General features: G+C 56.6%; 11 protein-coding genes. 5 read left to right on the top strand and 6 right to left on the bottom strand.

Going from position 1 to position 22,713, the window contains the following annotated elements:
* Positions 1-50: 50 nt before the first annotated feature.
* The 4 genes from AAID99_RS00765 to AAID99_RS00750 form a co-directional block, all read right to left on the bottom strand.
* Entirely contained in the window at positions 51-6,398 is a 6,348-nt protein-coding gene (locus AAID99_RS00765; protein ID WP_498492773.1) for a type I polyketide synthase, read from the bottom strand.
* A gap of 97 nt (positions 6,399-6,495) precedes the next feature.
* Entirely contained in the window at positions 6,496-7,959 is a 1,464-nt protein-coding gene (locus AAID99_RS00760) for an AMP-binding protein (RefSeq protein ID WP_498492771.1), read from the bottom strand.
* An 87-nt stretch (positions 7,960-8,046) separates the two neighbouring features.
* Complete coding sequence (locus AAID99_RS00755) at positions 8,047-10,260, bottom strand: Hint domain-containing protein (protein ID WP_498492769.1); 2,214 nt, start codon at positions 10,258-10,260, stop codon at positions 8,047-8,049.
* 496 nt (positions 10,261-10,756) lie between these two features.
* Positions 10,757-13,003 carry a Hint domain-containing protein gene (locus tag AAID99_RS00750; RefSeq protein ID WP_498492767.1) on the bottom strand — a complete coding sequence of 749 codons (2,247 nt, stop codon included), beginning with the start codon at positions 13,001-13,003 and terminating at the stop codon, positions 10,757-10,759.
* A gap of 641 nt (positions 13,004-13,644) precedes the next feature.
* On the opposite strand from AAID99_RS00750, the gene AAID99_RS00745 reads away from it, so the two are divergent.
* The 5 genes from AAID99_RS00745 to AAID99_RS00725 all read left to right on the top strand — a co-directional run bounded on the left by AAID99_RS00745 (position 13,645) and on the right by AAID99_RS00725 (position 19,471).
* The gene (locus AAID99_RS00745; RefSeq protein ID WP_498492765.1) at positions 13,645-14,610 is read left to right on the top strand and encodes a glycosyltransferase family 4 protein; all 966 of its coding nucleotides are present in this window, start codon (positions 13,645-13,647) and stop codon (positions 14,608-14,610) included.
* A gap of 33 nt (positions 14,611-14,643) precedes the next feature.
* A complete protein-coding gene (locus AAID99_RS00740; RefSeq protein WP_498492763.1) occupies positions 14,644-15,795 on the top strand; it encodes an autotransporter strand-loop-strand O-heptosyltransferase in 1,152 nt (383 codons plus the stop codon).
* Position 15,796: 1 nt separating this feature from the next.
* Positions 15,797-17,161 (top strand): autotransporter strand-loop-strand O-heptosyltransferase, encoded by a 1,365-nt coding sequence (locus tag AAID99_RS00735; RefSeq protein ID WP_498492761.1) that lies wholly within the window; start codon positions 15,797-15,799, stop codon positions 17,159-17,161.
* A 38-nt stretch (positions 17,162-17,199) separates the two neighbouring features.
* Entirely contained in the window at positions 17,200-18,948 is a 1,749-nt protein-coding gene (locus tag AAID99_RS00730; RefSeq protein ID WP_498492759.1) for an AMP-binding protein, read from the top strand.
* 238 nt (positions 18,949-19,186) lie between these two features.
* Positions 19,187-19,471: a hypothetical protein gene (locus AAID99_RS00725; RefSeq protein ID WP_025823789.1), complete on the top strand. Its 285-nt coding sequence runs from the start codon at positions 19,187-19,189 to the stop codon at positions 19,469-19,471.
* Between the two features lie 42 nt (positions 19,472-19,513).
* Here AAID99_RS00725 and AAID99_RS00720 read toward each other — a convergent pair whose 3' ends face one another.
* Complete coding sequence (locus AAID99_RS00720) at positions 19,514-20,023, bottom strand: tetratricopeptide repeat protein (RefSeq protein WP_498492757.1); 510 nt, start codon at positions 20,021-20,023, stop codon at positions 19,514-19,516.
* 145 nt (positions 20,024-20,168) lie between these two features.
* On the bottom strand, positions 20,169-22,442 hold the full coding sequence (locus AAID99_RS00715; protein ID WP_498492755.1) for a TonB-dependent receptor: 2,274 nt from the start codon (positions 22,440-22,442) through the stop codon (positions 20,169-20,171).
* Between the last annotated feature and the right edge of the window lie 271 nt (positions 22,443-22,713).

Below are 22,713 nucleotides of genomic sequence, written 5' to 3'. Positions count from 1 at the left end.
AAAGCCGGGAGGAGTTCCTCCCGGCTTTTTGCGTGCATAACCTGATGAGTTCAGGCAGAGGCCAGAGCGTTCAGACTGATCTGACGCAATACGTTTTTAGCGATTTCCCGGATAGGTTCATTGCGTGAAAGCACCAGCAGGGAGATCTCGACATTGAACTCGGTCTTGATGGCCGTCTGAATCTCGACGCCAGCAAGGGAATCCACCCCCAGCTCATTGGGACGAGCCCCTGGATCGATGCTGTCGGGCGCCATTTTCAGCACGCTGCCCAGAATGGTCTTCACATTCTCCAGAACGAAATCATACCGCTCTTCCGGTGAAAGTGCCTGAAGATGGGCGAGTTTCTGTGCTGAGGAATTGCGATCATTCTTTTCACGGCGGATGAGCGCGAATTTCGGGTTGCGCTCAATGCCCCCGTGCTGGGTAAAGCAGGTTTCCCAATCGATCGCGAGCGCCGCCACAGTATCGCGGTCGCGATTCAGCAGGTCCGGCAGAAGCGACAAGGCCTCTTCGCCCTGAAGGAGCCGGAAGCCCGCAGTTTCGAAAAACTGCACAACGCTGCCTTCCTGCGCCAGCATGCCGATTTCGGCAATCGGTCCCCATTGCACCGAGAGCGCAGGATACCCCGCCTTGCGCCGCGCGCTGGCCAGCGCATCGAGCCAGGTATTGGCGGCAAGATAGCTGCTCTGACCGATATTGCCCGTCACGGTAACGATGGACGAATAAAGCACAAAATAATCGAGCGGGCAGTCGCGCGTCAGTTCGTCGAGATGACGGCCGCCGAGAATTTTGGGGGCGAGCACCCGACGCAGGCTCTCTTCGGTATATTTCGACACCAGCCTGTCATCGAGCACACCGGCTGCATGGAAAACGCCCTTCAGCGGATGACCTGCCTCCAGAATGGCGGCCTTGATGCGCGCCAGATCCTCCAGAGTGGCGACATCGCCATAATGCAGCGTGACGCGGGCACCAGCCTTTTTCAGCGCCTTGATCTTTGCCAATGTCTCGGCGTCATCACGCTTGCTGCGCCCCATCAGATGGAGATGGCGCGCACCATGGGCGGCCAGCCAGGCGGCAGTCGTAAGACCCAGCCCGCCCTGTCCACCCGTTATTAGATAAGCCCCTTCAGGATCGATCGGCCTGACAGGCTGACGCTGGGCACGGACATCAGCAAGATCCTCGTAGGAAACGAGGATCTTGCCGATATGCTTTGCCGACGACATGAACTTGAAGGCCTCACGCACCTCGGACGCCGGATAGACCTTGTGAGGCAATATGACCGTGTCGAATTTGCGTGAGAGATAGGGGATACGATCGAAAATCGACACGGCCTTGCGATGGTCATTGGCCATCATCAGATCGAGATCGAAGCTGTGGAACGAGACATTGCCGTTGAAGCTGAACTGGGAGAGATCGCGCTTTTCCCAGATATCCTTCTTTCCAATTTCAACGAAACGCCCGGTATTGCACAGCAGCGCAAGGCTATGAGCCTGCATCTCACCAGGCAGGCTGTTGAGCACGACATCGACACCCTTGCCGCCGGTCACATCCAGAATGCCCTCATAGAAAGCGAGACTGCGTGAATCCCACACAGCCTCGCAGCCACGATCGAGCAGGATCTGACGTTTTTCGTCATTGCTCGCCGTGGCGAAGATGCGGGCACCGATAATCTTGGCGATTTCGATCGCGGCAAGCCCGACCCCGCCTGCTGCGGAATGCACGAGCAGGATCTCACCCTTCTTGAGATGGGCAAGATCGTGCAGGCAGTAGAGTGCGGTTGCGATCGCAATGGGCAGACCCGTCGCTTCGGCAACGGTAAGGGGGCGCCCTGCCGTTTCGAACAAATCGAGTGGCATGACACGAAAGCCCTTGACCGGCAGTGTCATGTGCGAGGCAAAGCAACCCGGATGGCAGGTCAGATAGCGCTTGCCGACTTCAAAGCGCTTGACCCCCTTGCCGACTGCCACAACCTCGAAGCAGCATTCCATGCCCATTTCGACCGTATGATAGGTGTCGAGCAGGAATTTTTCGGGCAGAACCGAAATGCCCTTGAGCATGTCCTTGAAATTGAGAGAGGTCGCCAGGATGCGGATCGTGATCTCGCCACGCCCCGGAGGACGCACGTCGAAAGCCTTGTAATAAAGACCATCCAGCGTGCCCGTCCGGCTCTTTTGCAGCTTGATGCCGGGGGTACCGGGCAACTGGGCCAGATTTCTGTCAGGCTGCCCCTCAACCGGCATGAAACGCGGCACGAAACGCCGCCCTTCGCGCAGGGCCACCTCGGCTTCTGAATCCTCATTCAGGATTTCAGCGGCTAGAGCGGCCAATGCATCGGGCGTGGACAGCGTGTCGACATCGATCACCTTGCCCCGGAAATCGGGACGCTCATCGACCAGCCCCTTGAAGAAACCCACAAGCGCCGCGCCATCGGCATTCACACGGGCCGTTCTGGCAAGCACGTCCTCAGGGTCGAAAAACAGGGAGTTTTCCGACACAAAAATCAGTTTTGGCTGCTTTTCGACATTCTCGAGCGAGAGACGGTTGCTGAATTTCACCAGTGCGTTGATCTGATCGATGATTGCGTCAAACGCGTTATCCTGCGCAGTGTCCGCACTATACAGAACGGCATCGAGCGTCAGACCGGGTTCAAGTCCGATCGTCTCTGCTGTGATGGCGCCTGACCGTGGCACCGACAGAACAGTGACACCATTCTCCTCGAGCAGCGCAGCAAGTTTTTTGACTGCGGCCGTTTTATGCCCGGCAATGAGAAGGGTCTTGGGTTCCGCGAAGAGGATCGAGGCCTCTGTCTCGGTCCATTTGGTGAAATACTGCTGGGTCTCAACCGCTTTGGCGGCTTCCTTGCGTACACGGGGCACCTCGGCCAGGCGTAGCCCCCTGATTTCGGCAGCGGGCATCCCTTCGGTCGTGTAAAGCCGCAGTGTCGCCTCGATCAGGCTCTGGCTGATGGTCGTGATCTCGACCCGGGCCACGATCTCACTCAGCCCCTTGGCAAAACAACTCAGACGCTCGAAACCGACCGGCACATACATGTGGTCAGAGAAGCTTTCAGGCACCAGACCGATCAGGGCATGCATGGCGCCATCGAGCAGGGCCGGATGCAGATGATAAGCCTCAGCATCCCCCAGCTCTGCCTCGTTCAACCCTATTCTTGCATAGGCAACACGCCCCTGCACGGTAAACCGCTGCAGCGTCTGAAAGCTGGGTCCGTAATGGAAACCATGCGCGCGGATCTTCTCATACAGGGCTGCCCCGTCATGACCCTGGGCAAGGCATTCACGCGCCTCCTCCCTGTCGATGACCGGCATGGGCCAGGGCGCAGCAGAGAGGATATCGACCTGTCCATGGTCGAGCCACATCTCGCTGTATTCTTCCTTGGCACTAAAGAAGCGCAGAGTCTTTTTCAGCTCGTCATAGACAAGATGCATGACCGGGTTATCGCCAGTCTGCACAACCAGAGGCGCGAGGATTTCGAAATTCTCGAGCACGATGCCGGTCTGACCCTCGACCTCATGACCAACCGCGAGGGCGGATTCGATGAACCCGGCCGCAGGCAGCAGGATCACATTGTCTATGCAGTGGTCCTTGAGCCAAGGCACGCCAAGCTCTGTCAGATCGACCACCCAGGATTTTCCCGGTGTCATGGCGCCAAATCCGATCAGCGGATGACCGTTGCCGCCCTGTCGAAAACGCTTCTCGCGCTCGTTTTCGATCCAACATTCCTCACGCGACCAGCGATAGGATGGCAGATCGATTAGCGCACCCGCCGTGATGGCCTGCCAGTCGAGACGCGCCGTCTGAAGGATAATGTTGGCGACGGCATTTTCGAGGCATTTGGCTTCGTCTTCCTGACGATTGAGCGTGCTGATGACGCTCAGCTTGGCCTGCTGCTTGTCTGCCACCGACTTGAGAGACCGCCCGATGACCGGATGCGGACCTATTTCGACAAATTGCGTGAAGCCGTCAGCGAGACAGGCCTCGACCGCAGACGCGAAAAGAACCGGCTGTCTGGCATTTTTGAACCAGTAATCGGAATCGACGCGATGCTCGTCTGCCGTAAGTGCACCCTGAACGGTGGAATAGAATGGCGTGGTCGCCGCTCTGGGCGAAAGATCGCTCAGTGCCGTTTTCAGATCGGTTTCGATACGATCCATGACGGCACTATGAAATGGCACGTCGACATTCAGAATGCGGTTGAACAGCCCCTTCTGCGACAGATGGGCAGAAAGCGTCCTGATTGCTTCCTCCGGTCCGGCAAGGGTGCAGGTGTTGGGCGCATTGATTGCCGCCACACAGAGTTCGGGCGCCTGTTCGGCAATAACTTCCTGCGCGGCTTCGGCAGACAGCCCCACAGCAAGCATGCGTCCCGTGCCATCAAGCGTGCCTTGCAACGTGCTGCGATAATAGATGACGGTGACGGCGTCATCTAGGCTCAGCGCACCGGCCACATAAGCAGCGGCTACCTCGCCCATGCTGTGACCCAGAACAGCATCGGGCAGAATACCCTGTTGGGCAAGATATTCGGTCACCAGAACCTGAATCACGAAGATGGCAGGCTGCAGGATGGCCGTATTATCGATACGCGAGAATTCTGCTTCTTTCAGGATTTCATCGACAATCGAAAAGCCTGAAATTGCCTTGAAAATCGTATCGCAGCGTCGTGCTTTGGCAAGAACCGCCTCTGGCGCGTGGTGCAGCAGATAGCGCCCCATACCCCACCATTGCGGCCCCACGCCAGAATAGACAAACACAATGCCACGCCCGGATTGTGCTTCGACACTGGCTTGGAACACATCGTCCTGACGCTGATCCTGCAAATAGGAATCGAGCTTTGCACCCAGATCCTTTTCATCGCGCGCCATGATGAGAAGACGGTTGCGGAACAGCGTACGCGATGTCGCCAGGCTGAAAGCCAGATCGCCCAGGGCAGGTGCCGGGCTGGCGTCCAGACGCTCACGATAGGCTGCCGCCATGAGAGGCAACGACGTTTTGGAAAAGGCCGTCAGCAGAAAAGGGATTTTGCCATTGATCCGCTGCGCTGTGCCTTTACGGCCCGTGGCCTTCTTTTTCGTCTCGGGACGACGCAGCAGGGCAATCGCATTCGTTCCGCCATAGCCGAAAGAATTGACGCCAGCATAGCGCGCGGACTTCGTGGTGGCGAGCGACCGCATGCCTCCACGTGCCACATCGAGATTCCATTCATCGAGGTGGATGGACGGGTTGATATTCTGTAGCCGCGGCTGCGGGGGCGCTTCCTGATGGCGCAGGCACAAGGCCGCCTTGAGCGTGCCCAGCGCGCCTGCTGCTGCTTCGGTATGACCCAGATTGGCCTTGATCGCCCCGATAACCAGCTTCTCATCCTTGAAACGGGCTATGGATTGCGCCAGCGCATAGGTTTCGATCGGATCGCCGGCGGGCGTGCCGGTGCCGTGGGTTTCGACATAGGCAACGTCGGCGGGGTCAACCTGCGCCGCCTCCAGAACCTCGGTCATGAGTCGCGACTGAGCCCCGGCATCGGGTGAGGTCAGAAACTGCGTACGGCCATCCGAATTCACGCCTGTCGAACTGACAATGGCGTGGATAGTATCTCCATCGCGCTCTGCATCCTCAAGGCGCTTGAGAATGAAGACCACACTGCCTTCGCCTCGGCCATAGCCGTCTGCAGCAGCATCGAAGCTCTTCGAGCGTCCATCACGGGCGATGAAGTGTCCCTTGGACATGAAAATCGAGGTCTGGGGGCAGATCATGAGGCTGACGCCACCCGTGATAGCCACATCCGTCTCGCCCTCATTCAGGCTGCGGCAGGCCTGATGCAGTGCCACAAGCGATGAAGAACAGGCCGTGTCGATCGACATGCAAGGGCCTTGCAAATCATAGACATGCGCCAGCCGGGCAGAGAGCATGGTTGACGGTGTTGCCGTCGCCGCAAAATGGTCGCGCACCGTCGGAAGATTATAGGGGCTCGACGTATGGGCATGCGCATCGACAGCGAAGATGCCGATGAAGACACCGGTTTTGTGTCCTGCCAGCCTCGCAGGCACAACGCGGGCATTCTCCATCGCCTCCCACGTGACTTCGAGCAGCAGTTTCTGCTGCGGATCCATGATCTGCGCTTCCCTCGGAGAAATTCCGAAAAAGAGCGGCTCGAATTCGTGGATGTTCCTCTTAAGAAAACTGCCCCTGCGCATATAGGTTTTCGAAGGGGCTTCGATTTCCTCGGCGTAGAAGCGTTTGACGCTCCAGCGCTCCTCGGGAATATCCGTGACCGCTTCACCCTCCGCACAGAGAAACGACCAGAGTTCATCGACATTTCTGATATTGGGTGCCAGGCGGCAACCGATCCCAATGATGGCGATATCAGCAGTTTTCTTGCGCGACATAACGACAACCGAACCTTATTATAATCAGCATCTGGGAAGACTATAGAAATAATCCGCATAATACGCGTGACAATTTCTTGCCTACCCTTTTTCGACTTCAGTGAGCACTGGTTTCCGAGCGTTGGAATGCTCTGGAGAGCCTCTCGCGGTCGACGCGACCATCCAGCGACCAGGGGATATGATCAACCGTCATGACACAGACCGGGGGCAAGGTGGGATAAAAAGCCCGAAGCGCCTGAGCCAGATGATCGGCATTGAACCCCTTGTCTGATGCGAGCGCGATATTCAGCCTCTCCCGGCCTGCTTCATCAAGCGAGAGGAAACTGCCAAGCTCGCGTTGTCCGAGCATATTGCGCGCAATATCATCAACGACACCGAGATCGAATTTTTCTCCACCCAGTGAGACAAGATCATCAACGCGCCCCGTGATATGCAGGCGTTGCCCGGCATCAAGCAGGCCGCGATCGCCCGGATAGAACCATCCCTCCGCAAAATGACGGGACTGCTTCTCCTGGACATCGGCGTAGCCGTCGAGCAGACCGGTGCTTCTGATACGCACCACGCCTTCTTCGCCTGCGGCCAGCTTCTTCCCCTGAGCGTCTACAATCTGCAGGGTGACCCAGGGCAGAGCCGTTCCAACAGTCTGGTCGTCTTCGAAAGTCGCGGCATCGCCAAGGGCAATGGCTCCGGCCTCGTCCGTACCATAGGCCGCTGTGACGCGGCGGGTCAGCTTCGCGAGCGTCTTGTCTCGAAGCGTACGGCTCAGCTTGCCACCTGTCACGATCAGCTTCAGCGTATCGAGCGGCTGCATGCCCGGCGGAAGCACCTCGATGATATGGGCCAGATGACCGGGCGTAACGACAGCCACTGTCGGGATCCTGCGGGCAATCAGAATGCCGATATCGGTATGACTGACAAAATTCAGCGGTGAGCCACCGCACAGGGCGCTGCACCCGACGATAAATCCGGTGAGTGAAATGACACCGATCGTCGAAAGAACATGGGGCGTCTCGGTGGTAACCCCGCCCATGATCTGCTCCTGAAAAATCATATGCATGATCGCCATCTCAGCCTGACGATAAGTCATTGCCAGAGGGCGACGCTCGGCATCCGTACCTGCCGCGATGGCATAACGGCAGATCGCGTCGCAATCGATGACGACATCAATCGGCTGCGGCTCCGTTTCACGCACACGGCTCAACCAGGCCTCGTTGACCTCCAGCACCTGGAGATCCTGAAGCGACAATCCACCCAAGGACAGAACGACATCAGGGCCGAGCAGTTGAACATCACGCAGGAACGAAGGATTCGAGCTTTCGGGAAGGGATGCGCTCGCCAGACCCAGCGATGCAAGCGACAGAATAAAGACCCAATGCCAGTAGAGATTACCGCAGTGGATACCGACAAGTTTCGGCTTTGCCTCACGCAGCTTGCTCAGTGCAGCCGCCACCGCTGTAACGTCGCGGTCGAGTTGAACAAAGGTCCAATCCTGCGAGAGACTGTCAAAGGCCAGGGATTGCGGGTTCTGTCGTGCGTGACGCAACGCCATAACGTGAAACATTCAGATCAATCCCCAAACGAAAATGGGGCGGCCATGACAGCCGCCCTGTTTACCCACAAAACACGGGTCGAGAATGAAGCCCCAACCCTACCCCGCCTGGGCTCCCAGCAGCGTCGTCGAAGACTCTGCCAGATACGGCCCGCCAGCGAGAATTTCGATGGCGAGAATGCAAACCGCGTCCGACTGGCGGTCACTCAGGTCGAGAACCGCAGCACCCGTTGTCCAGCGCTGACGCCCTTCCTCGATATTGGCCCAACCCTCGAGTGTGTCATCAGTCAGATGAGCCCCAATATGACGGGTCTTGTCGGACTCCCAGATCTGGATGTCACCCACGAGAACACCGAGATGACGGCGATCATCATGGAACGGCCCGATAACATCAGCAGGACGCGAAACACGTGAAACAATACGGACACGCCTTGCATCCGGCGGCAGCATGAACACGCTGGAGCGATTAACTGTACGCATCTTGCGCATGATACGACCCCGGTCGTCAACGAGATGCAGGTCAGGATCTTCTGTAATCGCAGGTTCGTGTTTCACTTCACCCAGCCCAAGCGCGGCGGCGCGGTGCGCAAGAGACGCATGCAGCGGCTCGACGAAACGACGCTCGACGCAGAGAGGCGCTGCACCATCGCTCTCCCAGGTCCGATCAGCCGCATTCAGGATATGCACAACGGAATTAGCCTGGGCAAAACGCTTGCGATCACCCGTATCGAGATAGCTTTCGCTCAACGCGCCATCAGACCAGAGAACCGAATGCTCATTTGTTTCGATATGGTAGTAATCGAAATGCGTGATTGTCCGGTCATAGAAAATGCTCCGTCCATTCACGAGCATGCGGGCCGGCACGAATGCACCGTTCAGGAACATGGCGTGCTCTGGCGTAACCAGGAGATCCTTGTGCGGAATATTCTCGCCCAGTGCGTTGCGCAGAATGCGAACAGGATAACCGGCCTCGTCATCATCAAGCCAGGTGCGCACGATGGTGGTGCGATGACCGAGCCAGATGATCTCGCGGAAAACCTCATCGCCATTGACATAAGCTGCAACCCGGTCACCAACCTTGAGTGCCTCAACTGCGATCTCCCCCAGATCCGTACGGATCATGGTGCCTTTCAGGAAGCACTTGTCATAGACGATGACCGTGCTGCCATCGACTGGATCTTTTTCAAGATGATAATCAGCGGTCGACATGGCTTCCGTCCCTCTGACCGGCGCCGTCCAGAGAACCCGGTTATAAGCATCGACGATGCTGATCTGGGTGCTGCTGTAGACGATACGCTGCCCTTCGGTCCATCCAAGCGTATCGACGTCGATACGCCCCTTCCAACCGATACGCACCCCATCCAGCACTGCGCCCGACTGCACGACGAGCAGACCGCCAGCCCCCTCGCTTCCCTCCTTGATGCCTGAAATCATGACACCCGTCAGGGTTGCGCCGGAATTGACGGTCAGAGTGCCGCCGCGCTCAACCGTCACACCACTGGCGTAAGCCTGCGCATCAAGGGAGATATGACCATTGGCTGCGATACTCGCCAGATTGATCTTGCCTCCTGCCTGTGCATGGGCGCTGCCACCAGCACCAACAGTCAGACGGGAGGTGACAGCTGCGCTCGCAATCTCCGTAAGACCGCCCGAGGAGACCACACAGCTGATCGCCTGAGCCCCCGCGCCGAGCAGCTGCGTTCCTGCACTGAAGATGGTGCTCAACGCCGTACCGCCCGAGCTTACAATCTGCAGACCACCGATAAGACTGCCATGGTCCGTTCCGGCGCTCGCCAGAATTTCGGTCGACCCCACATCGAACTTGCTACCGGAAATCACGCCGGCACCAGCAAAGGTCTGCCCTTTGAGCGTAAACCCGCCACCCGCGACGCCATAACCACCGGTCTGGACATGGGCATCCATGACAATACCCGGGCCCCCGCCATAGCTGGGCATCTTGCTCGCCAGGACCCCACCGAGAGCGCCGACCGTCACACCACTGACAACACCATCATTGATGGCCGCAAACCCGCCGCTATTGAAGGCTGTGCCGCCAACTGCCGAGCCGTTACCACCTGCCAACACAACACCACCGGAGACCGCCGTCGCTCCGGACGCCACGGCGGCACCAGAGGCGATAAGCATGGCAGGATTATTCGTCCCGCCTGCGCCAAGGCCCGCGATGTAGCTGCCAATGGTTGTTGAATCCAGACCTGTGGTAATCAGCGTGGCGCCACTCAGGATATTGTAGCTATTGGGGCCCGTCTTTTTGATAGACGCTGCACCGCTCATACCGTCAGAAGTAATACCCATATGCCAGCTCCCGCAAGGATATACGAGCACGCACCGAGGCACCGCGGAGCTAGCAATGAAGCATGGTATGCCCCATCACGCCTGAACACAGCACTCGAACCTCAGAATGCAGACTATACTCGCTTATAATTGGTTAATGCGATTTTTACTGACACATAGAAGTTTTAGTATCAATCTCCACTTGTATAGATAATTTCTATAGATGATACCCCTGAATTGTTTTGTTAATAGAAACATTCATTGCAAGATCCTTTAACCTGTTATTAATCCAGTATTTTTGTGCTGCAGCATTCGCTCCCGCGAACATGCACGCCAAACATGACCTTGATTTTTTTTTTGCAGAATGCATGCATTCAGGAATCTATATTCATTCATTGAAAATAGATTTCAGAAATTCCGTTTTATACAACCGGATACCGACACTTGTGCTGAAGAACACGCGGCAGCGCCCTGGAAGCCAAGGCATCCAGGAGCTGCACGCGCGCCTGCGAGAGCCTCACCCGACGTCGAGGGCTCTCTCGTCACCCGAGGCTTCCACCTCGTAAGGGCCACCAGCCAGCACCTCGACCGAGAGCATGGCGATAGCATCGGGCGTCATGTCGTGCAGGGGGAGTTCAGCACGACCGGTCGTCCAGCGGAAGCGACCCTCTTCGCAATTCGACCACCCGGCGAGTGTGGAGGAAGTCAGATGCGCATCAATCTGGCGCGTCTGACCTGCTTCCCAGACCTGAATCTCACCTACCAACACCCCGAGTTGACGACGGTCATCATGATACGGCCCTATGATATCCGTGGGGCGCGCAGAACGGGAAGCAAGAAAAAGACTCCTCACCCCGGTCGGGATCATGAAAATAAACGCTTGTCCGATGGTCCGCAGCGGACGGATTTCCCTGCCGCTATCATCAATCAGATGAAGATCGGCATCCTCTGTCACGACCTGCGGAGACATTTCGGCCCCAAGCCCGAGCGTCGTCGCTCTCTCCAAAAGTGCTGCGAACAGGGGCTCGACAAAACTGCGCTCCACCCGCAGAGGGGCTGCCGCATGGTCCGCCCATGTCTTGGCAGGCGCGTTCATCAGACGAACAACCGGACCGCCCTGGGAAAACGCGGTTCGATCTCCGGTATCCAGATAGCTTTCGCTCAGCGCTCCATCCGACCAGAGAACAGAATGTTCATCTGTCTCGATATGATAGTAGTCGAATTGCGTCATGGTGCGGTCAAAGAAAATGCTTCGCCCATTGACCAGCATACGCGCAGGTACAAACGCTCCATCAAGAAACAACGCGTGTTCGGGAGTTACGAGAAGGTCTTTGTATGGAACGTTGTCTCCAAGTGCGCCCTGAAGGATACGTACAGGGAAGCCAGCCTCATCATCATGGTGCGCAGACCGTACTGTTGCCGTACGACGACCGACCCAGATAACCTGACGCAGCACGTCCGCACCGTCCACGCAGGCAACGACATTGTCACCGACCTGGATATCCTCAACAGCACACTCACCATGCTCCATGCGAATCATCGTCCCGCGCAGGAAGCATTTGTCGTAAACTATGATCATGCTTCCATCGGTTGAATCACGCTCGACATGGAAGTCACTACTCGTCGCGCCAGTGGGAATACCAGCAATAGACCCAGACCAGATAACATTTCCCGACGCATCACTGATCGTCAGTGTTGTGCCATTATAGGATGTCTTCGCACCGGAAACATACTGAATACTATCGATATCAAGCCGGCTTTTGAAGCCCATGGACGTCACGCCGCTGAGCACAGCTCCGGAATGAAGTACGAGAAGACCACCAGCGCCACCACTGGATGTAATCCCAGAGACGACGGCATTGATGAGCGTCGCCCCTGAGTTGAGCGTCAGCGTCCCACCACCTGAAATGACAACACTACTCAATACCGCAGCTGAATCCGCAGAGGCTGCTGCTGCCGCCTGAATTTGCAGCCCGTTGACCCGGGCGCCCGCCGTTGCCTGTAGGCTGCCACCCGACCCAAGCACAACAGCAGAGGCCACACCGCCACTGACTGAAATCAAGCCACCCGCCGAAGCCGTGGCCCCACTCGCCACGCCCCCCGACATAATAATCTGCGTTCCTGCGCTGAAGATCGACCGCATGGACAGGCCGGCCGAACTTACAATCTGCGTACCGCCAATAAGGCTGCCGACATCTGTACCTGCCGAAACAATCATTTCAGTCGAGCCAACATCGAATTGGCTGGCGGAAATAACCCCCGACCCTGCGAATACCCGGCCCTTGATGGTAAAACCACCACCAGCGAGCCCATAACCACCAGCCTCTACATGAACGTTACTAACGATTCCGGCATTACCACCGTAACCGGGCATCATTGAGGCGAGCACACCACCGTTGGATCCAACTGTCACGCCATTAACAAACCCGTTATTGGCCGCAACAAAGGAACCACTGTTAAATGCCGAACCGCCCGACACGATACCGCCATCGGCCCCCATCACAACGCCACCGAAGCCCACCGTTGCGCCAGAAGCCACACCGCCACCGGAAGCGATGAGCAGCGCAGGGTAGTTCGTGCCGCCTGACTGTCCCGGAATGGAGCCCGAGTTGTTAGGGCCGTTACCAAACCCAGAGACGAGCGCGCCCGTTATGGACGTTCCCGCGCCTTGTACAACAAGCGTTGCACCACTCAGAATCGAGTATTTACCGCCACTGCTGACGATCGTTGCACCGCTCGCCGAGCCCGATGAATTGATTGCCATTTATCACCCCCAAATTACCGGACCGGCACGATTACTTTTCTACCAAGAGTCCCAGCAGAATCGTTACATGATTTATCGCGCAATCAGCCGAATCTTCATATGAAGCCGCCACATCGTCGACTCCTGTTATCTATTAGCTAACACTCCTCGCATATCACGCCACACAATACAATGACCACTCATTGACGAAGGCGGATCACGTTTTCGGTATAGATCGTCATACAGCAACGATCACCCATGATTATCTCCCCCTCCCAATGTAACACATTAAATATATCGATATTTTTCCGGACAAAAACTTGATCTTTCCCTCATCCGAAGACGGTCGATCATTTGGTTTCGCTGACGTTTTCAACGCAAACGCCTTCCCCTGCGGGTTATTGACGTTTTCATTAAGTAAACGTCAATAACCCGCAGGGGAAGGAATCTCACGATGCAGGATATATCCAGCGCACCAAAGAAAGCGCCCATCAAATACTAGATAAGAAAATGGCAAGCTTTACATTTATATATTGAATAAATCTCCTCGACCCCTCATGGGTACAAAAATATAGCGAGCTTTGCGCGTGTATAGTTGATCCGAGAGACTATTGAAGCCATGATAGCAGATCAGGACATTCCCCTTGGCGGACCAACGCATCATGAGCCGAATTGTGTTTCTCAACCCCTACGATCCCAAAGCCATCTCGGGCGGGATCAAGGTCACGTACCAACATGCGGGGATATTAGCGAAACTGGGGCATGACGTTTCGGTCTTTCAGCCAGCCGGCAAGCCGGATTGGCTGGACATTTCAAACCGTGTCACGGTCTGCGATCATTTTGAAGCCGAGGAAGGGAGTCTCATCGTCTTTCCCGAAACACTGAAAGACTTCATGCTCGATCTGGCACGCACGCCGCTCCCGGGCACCAAGGTGATGTTCTGCCAAAACCAGTTCTACCTCTACAGCTTCAGGCTGAACGGAAGCGATCTGAAGGAGATGGGGTTCGAGCATTTCATCGTCCCAGGTCCCGAAACAGCGCGCTCTCTCTCTTCGGTTCTGGGCCTGGACAACATCCATGTCATTCCGAACTCGGTTGACACCAATCTGTTTTATCCACGCACCAAGCAACTCTGCATTGCAACCAACCCTGGCAAATGGCCTGCGGAAAAAGGGAATTCAGCCCTCGCGAACCTGATTGCGACGATGCTCCACCTTAAATATCCCCATACGAAAGATGTGCCCTGGATCGCGCTGGAAGACAGACCGCAGCGCGAGGTTGCCGAAGCCATGGGAATAGCGCCCGTATTTCTGGCCCTGTCACGCCAGGAAGCCTCTCCCCTGACACCACTGGAAGCCATGGCATCGCGCTGTGCGGTCGTGGGCCTGCAGGGAACAGGGGGCAAGGATTACGCCACGCCGTTCAACGGCCACTGGTTTTCGCCTGAACAATGCGAAGAAATTGTCGATTGTATTGCAACGCTACTTTTCGACATGTCTCACGGTGCACCGCACGTTGACAGAATGCTCGACGCGGCAGAGAAGACAGCAAAGCAATATTCTGTTAATGGCACCCTTCAGGCCGTAGCGCAGGTCTATGGCGATATACTTGCGCGATCTGCTGCCTGACCCGCCAGGTATAGTCACGAAGAGCACGAACCCATGGACAGCACGCCGAGCCAGATCGGCCCCGAAGGGATCAGGTTTGATTTTCAGGATGGCTGCCGCGTCAGCCTCCCCGATGGGACGTGGCATCTGGAAATCAAGGATCTGCTTACCCAGAGCGTTCTGTTTTCAGCAGAGAGCAAGGGCGGCTTCATCGCCAGCACCAAGAAGTATTTTGTTCCCTTTTCGCTTCGCGTCAAAAGCGGCGACCGGGTCATACTTGACCATGTCATGACCCTGCGTGACCAGGAGGTGCTCATCGACATGCATCTGGGCGGTGTAGGCGACCATATTGCCTGGATGGGTCATGTCGAGGCCTTTGCCGCGCTGCACGGCTGCCAGACCACCTGCGTTGTACGACCGGGTCTTGCAGAGCTTTTCCAGACCGGGAATGACAGGGTGACGGTCAGCGACGACCCTGCCCTTCTGGAGCGCAGTTATTACGCACGTTACAAGGTACTGATCTTCTTCAACGACATCAATCGCGACTTTCAGCCGACCGATTACAGGCAGGTCGGTCTTGGTGTGTCAGGTGCCTATATTCTTGGCCTTTCGCCACAAGACCGACGCCCCGCGATCAGAATTGCTGAAGGTGGAAGACCGATCGAAGATAAATATGTCTGCATCGCCACCCAGGCGACAGGGCATAACAAATACTGGAACAACCCTTCAGGCTGGCAGACGATCATCCCTTTTCTCAAGGAACAGGGGTATCGCGTGATCTGCATCGACCGCGACCGCGTTTCGGGCAGCGGCACAATCTGGCATCATATCCCTCATGGCGTAGAGGATATGACCGGTCAGATACCGCTTAGCGAGCGCGCCCGATGGCTGCGCCATGCCTCGTTCTTCATTGGCTTGTCGAGCGGCCTGTCATGGCTTGCCTGGGCCGCAGAATGCCCGGTTGTGCTGATAAGCGGATTTACGGAGCCCTATAATGAATTTGCGACCCCCTATCGGGTGATCAATCGCAATGTCTGCAATGGCTGCTCAAACGATGTAACGCTCGAATTCGAGCGAACGAACTACATGTGGTGCCCCCGTCACGCAGAGACAGAGCGAGACTTTGAATGCACCAAGCTGATCTCCCCGAGCCATGTCGAGCAAATCATCCGACAGTTGATCAGCGACGGGCCGGGCGGCGTCTAGAATGAGCGATATCAACTCCATCATCGACTCAATCCTGAATTTTTCGGGTACGGGCAATACCGACAATCGCCCCCCTCCTGCCGGGGCGAGTGCCGCATCGGGCGACGACACCACTCCGCAAACAGCCGTTTCGTCCCCTTCCGCTTCATCCGTTGCCACGACGGCTGATACAGGAGCCTTTCCGGCTCCCTCGCTTTTTGCAACGCAGAGCGGGGATTTCGGCATAGGCTATGATTTCAATTACGGGGCCCGCATCACCCTGCCGGAAGGACGCTGGCACGTCAGCCTGACCGATCTCGACCGCAATGTTTGCCTATATGCTTCGGAGACGGGCGCCTGCACGGTTCTGGGTGCCAAGAAATACTATATCCGCACGCGCCTTGAGGTACGCTCTCTCGATACCGATACCGTGCATTTCATACACGATTATGATTGCCGGGACCGCAATGTCGCCATTCTCCTCCCTGGGGGAACGCTAGGCGATGCGATCGGCTGGTTTTCCTACGCCGTCAAATTCCAGAAGAAGCATCAATGCCACCTGACGGTCGCCATGAATCCTGATGCCTGCAAGCTCTTTGCAGGCCAGTATCCCGGCGTCAGATGCTGCACTTTCGCCGAATATGAAGAGATCAAGCATCTTTCTTATGCGACCTATCATATCGGCCTGTTTTTCCAAGACGAATCCCATGACTGGCAGCCGTCAGATTTCCGTCTCGTCGGGCTACACCGCACAGCGGCCTGCATTCTCGACGTCGACGCCACAGAAGTCCCGCCACGCATGGTCTCATGGCCGGAAGAGAAGCGTCCGATCGAAGGCCCCTATGTCGTCATCGCCACGCAGGCATCGAGCCAGTGCAAGTACTGGAACAATCCTTACGGCTGGTCGAGCGTCATCAAACACCTGAATACGCTCGGTTATGACGTGGTATGCATCGACAAGAGCCCCGTCGCAGGCCATCGCAACCACTGGAATTTCATTCCGCACGGGACACGCGACGAAACGGGCGATCGGCCGCTTTCAGAACGCGCACACTGGCTACGCCATGCGGCTTTCTTCATTGGTCTGTCGAGCGGTCTTTCCTGGCTTGCCTGGGCTGCGCGCACCCCTGTGGTTCTGATCAGCGGGTTCACTCATCCTTCGAATGAGTTCGAGACACCCTATCGCGTCTTCAATCCCCATGTCTGCAATAGCTGCTGGCACGATGTACGCACGCCATTCGAGCACGGGAACATGCTTTTCTGTCCGCGCCATGCCAACACGTCGCGCCATTTCGAATGCACGCGTCTGATTACGGCCGAGCATGTCATCTCTTATTGCAATGCCCTGCATCAGGAGTTGCAGCCCGGCTCTTCTCCTGAAGGCTGAAGTTCCTTCCCAAGCCATCACATCACAGGTCTTGCCAAATGTATGAAGAAGAACAGGCGCTGGTCGGCGTGCAGGCCTGGAAAGAGCGCAGTCTTATCGACCTGCTGCATTTCAGACGCCTGACCAAAGGCGACAATCCGATCTTCCTTTTTCTCGGTGATGGGGAAAGCGTCACAAGCAGCCTGAGTGCCGAAGCCTTGCATCGCCAGGCGTCACGCGCCGCCGCCCATCTCGCACGCACCCTGCCCGCCGGATCGCGCGTCATTCTGCTGTTCGAAAACGGGCTGGAATATATCATCGGCTTTTTTGCCTGCCTCTATGCAGGTCATGTGCCCGTCTCGGGGGTCTATCCGAGCGCAATCGGCGCACGCGAGCGCTTCATCTACATTCTGGAAGACAGCCAGGCGCAAGCGGTGCTCGGCAAAAAGGAAACGCTCCATCTCTTCCATGCAGATGGCGATACGACCCGCCCCGTCAAATGGATTCCGCTGGAGAGTGCGCTCAAATCGTCACGCGAGATCAAACCCGTCGCCTCTACCTCGGAACAGCTTGCCCTGGTGCAATATACATCTGGTTCGACAGAAGAGCCCAAAGGGGTCTGCCTGTCGCATCGGAATATCTGCCACAACATTCATGCGCAGCTGATTTCGTTTCAATATCAGGATGATGATACCGGCCTCAGCTGGTTGCCTTTCACTCATGACATGGGCCTTGTCGGTGCCGTTCTTCCGGCCCTCGCTGCCGGTAATCCCTTCTATTTCATGGCCCCTGACAAATTCATCGAAAAGCCCTCGCGCTGGCTCGAGGCGATCCATCGCTACGGCGCAACCATCTCCGGTGGCCCCGATTTTGCCTATCGCTATGCTTCGCGTCTTTCACCGGGGGATATCGCACCAGGCTGGGATTTTTCCCGCTGGAAAATAGCGTTCAACGGGTCGGAGAGCATCAACCCCGAGACGCTGGACGCTTTTTTCAACACTTTCAAAAGTCACGGCTTCAAAAAAGAGGCTTTCTATTCCTGCTACGGCCTTGCCGAAAATGCCCTTCTCGTGACGTCAGGGGTGAAAGGAGCAGGAGTGAAGCTCTGGACATTCGACCGCCTTGCCCTCACCCAGGGCAAAGCCCTGCCCGCGACAGCGGGCTCATCTCAGGACACGACGACCCTCGCAAGCTGCGGAACCACCCATGAAGACCAGCACGTTCATATCGTCGACCCCGAAACACACGCCTCCCTGCCCGAAGGCTGCATCGGCGAAATCTGGATAGACAGCCCCAGTGTCAGCATCGGCTATCTGAACAACCCGCTCCACAACGCGCGCAGCTTTATAACGATTGAGAACAGGCGCTATCTGCGAACACAGGATTTCGGCTTTCTCTACAAGCAGGAACTGTTTCATGTCGGTCGTATGAGCGAGAAATTCAGCTATGACGGCAATGTCTATTATACAAACGACATCGCCCTTTCGCTCAGTCAGTCTCTGGCAGGCGCTCTTTGCATGGTGGTTCCCCCCTCCTTGCCCGAACGCGCCCTTCCGGTCCTGATCATCGAATGCGAGAATACGCCAGACGCGTCGGCGTTACGCGCGGCCATAGTCGAGACAATGAAGCGCTACAGAATCCAGCTCTTCGAATACTATGCTATTCGCAAGGGCTTCGTAATTCGCACTCCGAGTGGCAAGCAGCGCGCCGATCTGACACTCGCGAATATTCTGACAGAAAAGACGGCCATTCTTCTGTCCGGAGATACCCATTCTCCCGTCGCGACAAGCGCAAGCCTGATAATCTAGGCAGCACGGGGCACTCAGCCTAGCGGACCATAATGGTCCGACATGCTCACATTATGGATACTCCTCCAACTTGGTCTTGTCGGACACCGGACCGGTCACGTATGCACGACTAGCAAGGCTGCGGGAGGGAGTTCCGGGAATCCGTGAACCAATCGCAAAACTTGTGAGCCTCGCCTCGTTGTGACATCTTCGGCTCGATCAGGCTGCACCTTTCAAAATATCCAGAGGCATTCTGCAAATGGCAGACAATAATTCAGACAAGATCCTGCACCAGATTGCACAGGGCATAGCATCACTCAACGCCGAATCAGCGCCGATCATTTTCGCCGATAACGTCCCCGTCTATGGTCATGTCGGCGGCATTATCACGGTGACGCTCGCAGCCGAACGACCTCATGGCAATGAGATCGTCATTGCGCCAACGGCGCATCTGCGCCTGACACCCAAGGCCGCTAAACTGCTTGCGGAATCCATTCTGAAGGCTTTCGCCATGGGTGAACGCAAGGAAGCTTCCGTCAACTAGACGAAACCGGTTGCGGCTCTGATCTCGTCAGTCAATCGCCCATCAGCGGATGGTTTGCTGCATTCTGGCAAGATTGGCCGTGGCGTCGGCGTCATCGCAGGCGCTTCCGGCTTCAAAGTAATGGCGGGCGTAATCGAGGTTGGCAGCAACCCCGCCATAGCCTTCTTCATGCAGCAGGCCCAGCATGTTGAAGGCCTTGCTGACCCCACGCCTTGCCGCCTCGACATAGAGGGCGTGGGCATAGGCCTTGTCGCATGGCACGCCGTCGCCCGTCAGATAGAAATCGGCGAGATTATAGAAAGCCCATCCTTCGCCGCCGTCTGCGGCCGCCTCGAACAGGGTGCGTGCCAGTTCGACGTCGCGCGCCACGCCCCAGCCCCGCTCATAAACGCGACCCAGCATGTTGAGAGCAGTCGGGTGCCGTGACTGAGCCGCCTGGGTGAACAGACGACAGGCTTCCTGAACGGCGCCACGGTCGAGATGCCACTGCGCCAGATAGAGCTCTGCCTTTAGACGTTCATCAAGTGCGGGCATTGCGGGAGGCACCGGCATCGGGAGAGAACTCCGCAGATCTCATAAGGCTAGGATGCCCGACTTCAGACATGAGAACAGCCGGGACAACAGAAAAGGCACGGAAGGGGAGCCTTTTTCCCCTTCCGTGCCATGCCCGGGCGCGTTTCGAACCGCGCCCGGTGTCTCAGAAGCGCAGCCCGACCGACCCGAGGAAGGTGCGGCCCGAAAGCGGCACAGCGCGGGATGACGAGAAGGCAGAGGCGTAGTTGAGATGGTTGGTCAGGTTGTTCGCATTGAACTGCACATGATAACGCTCGTAGTCATAAGACAGCATGGCGTTGAGCGACACATTGTCAGGCATACGACCCGTATTCGCCTCGTTGGACCAGTAGCCCGAGGAATACTGGACGCCACCACCTGCGGAAAGCTTGCCCTGGCTGGGCTTCAGCAGGAAACGCGACAGGTTGTAGGTGCTCCACACTGACAGGCTGTTATTGGGCAGCTGCGGTGCCTTGTTGCCACGATAGGCGGTGCTATGCGTCACCTTGCCACCCATATAGGAGTATGAGGCAAAGATTTCCCACTCATTGGTGATCTTGCCCGTCGCACTTACTTCAAGACCACGAATGCGTCGGCCCGAACCGGCATCGGAGAAACCGGTGATGATCTGACCAAAATCGTCATAGGTGAACGAGTTGTTCTGCTCGATCTGGAAGATCGCAGCCGTGACACCCAGTTTCTTGTTCAGGAAATCGGCCTTGCCACCTAGCTCGTAAAGATCACTGCGCTGAGGCTTGAGATCGCGGCCGTTGGTCGCAACGTCGCTGATGCTTGTCGAGCTGGCCGTCAGAGACGAGACGTCGGTTCCGACCGGCTTATAGGACTGGGCGAAGGTGAAGTAGAACGTCATGTTGTCCAGCGGATCATACATGAGGCTGGCAGACGGGCTGAACTTGTTCGAGCTCTGCTTCTGCAGACCCTGCGCGGCAGCAGCGGCGCTCCAATAGGTCGAGCGATAGCTGTCCCAACGCACCGTACCATAGACAGAGAGCTGCTTGGTCAGGTTGATCTTGTCAGCCAAAAAGAGGCCGAGATCGCGGAAATCGGACGTCCGTCCACCCGTTGCCGGGAAGGTCACCTGCGTGCCTGGATATTCGAATTGCGGCGTACGGATCAGCTGATTGTTTACACGGTTTATGTAAGTGCCATAGATACGGTCGTCCTTGGTATAGTTGATATCCACACCAGCGCGCACATCATGACGCAGGAAAGCCGTCTTGAACTTTGAGTGGCCCATCAAAACGTTCTGCACGCCCCAACCCGCCTGATCATAGGCCATGCCACCACCGGCGCCATAAGTGAGGGATGGATTTCTACCAGCCAGAAACGCGGTTGCGCACGCGCCAGAGCAGGCAGCCGGTGTCGTCGCTGCGAAATTACGCGTGTAATGCGAATAGCGCGTGTCGTTTGACAAGGTCAGCCATTTTGCAATTTGCGACGAGAATTTGGACGTCACCATATGCACATTGCCACGGTCGCGATCGAAATTGCGCGAATAATTCGTGTCGCGTGCCAGACCGCGCTCGGTGATCGGGCGGAATGTCGTGCCGGTCTGGATCATGGGCACGCCATAGTCAGGGCGACCGCGGCTGCCGAGCCACTGATAATTCAGATGCCAGGTATTCTTGGTACCCAGCCCCACGCCAAGATCGGCGGCGGCGCCATAACGGTCGGTGCGTACGTTGTTGCGGTCGGCGACCATCTGCTGGTTGTACATGCCGTTCACGCGCAGCGCGGTACGGGAATTGATCTCGTAATTCGCATCGGCCGAGCCGCGATATTGCATGCCACTACCGAAAGACTGATCGGCACCGAAAGACTTGCCCAAATGCGCCTTCTTGAGCGTCTGGTTGATCACACCGCCCACATTGCCTGCACCGAAATACTGACCTGACGGGCCTTTGACGACCTCGACGCTCTCGGTGTTGTAGACATCGCGCACATAATTGCCGAAATCGCGCAGACCGTCTTCGTAGATATCGCCACGCGCCTGCTGGCCACGAATACGGAACTGGTCGCCGCTCATCCCGCCATTGCCCTCACCGGCCGACATCGTGATGCCGGGCACGTTGGACAGGGCCTGATCAAGGGTAAAGACGCGCTGCTCTTCAATAAGCTGCTTGGGCACGACGCTGATCGTCTGCGGTGTTTCACGCACGGTCGCGGGCATACGACCGATATCGAGCGTGGTCGTATTGGTGTTCATGGTGTTTACCGGCGTCGCGGCACGCACCTTGACCGCAGGAAGCTGCATCGCCGAGCTTTCGGTCGTCTTCGCGTCTCCCGAAGACTTTTCCTGGGCATCGGCCTCTTCGACACCACCCAGACCAACCCCAGCTGTCAGCGCCAGAAGAAGAAGACGTTTCTGTTTCTTCGCCACGTCACGAGACGAAAACACCGTTTCTTCATGAGATGGCTGATGTTCAGAACGGCATCCGTAATCTTCTGGCATAGATCTCACCACTTTTCCGGTTTCAAATCGAAAGATCGACATCCGATAACTTTGAAATGTTTTGTCATCATCCTGACTCTTTTTTTTCAAAAGAGGAAAATGACGAATCATTACCTGAAAGAGATCGGGCGTGTCTTCGCCGGCGGTGTTACCGTCATGTTACGAGAAGATGCAAACGATTCTTAAAATCTTTCTTAACTCGGACCAGAACTGTGCC

Source organism: Asaia sp. Ae19-3 (assembly GCF_059801175.1).
This window is presented reverse-complemented; position numbering and strand designations above follow the sequence as displayed.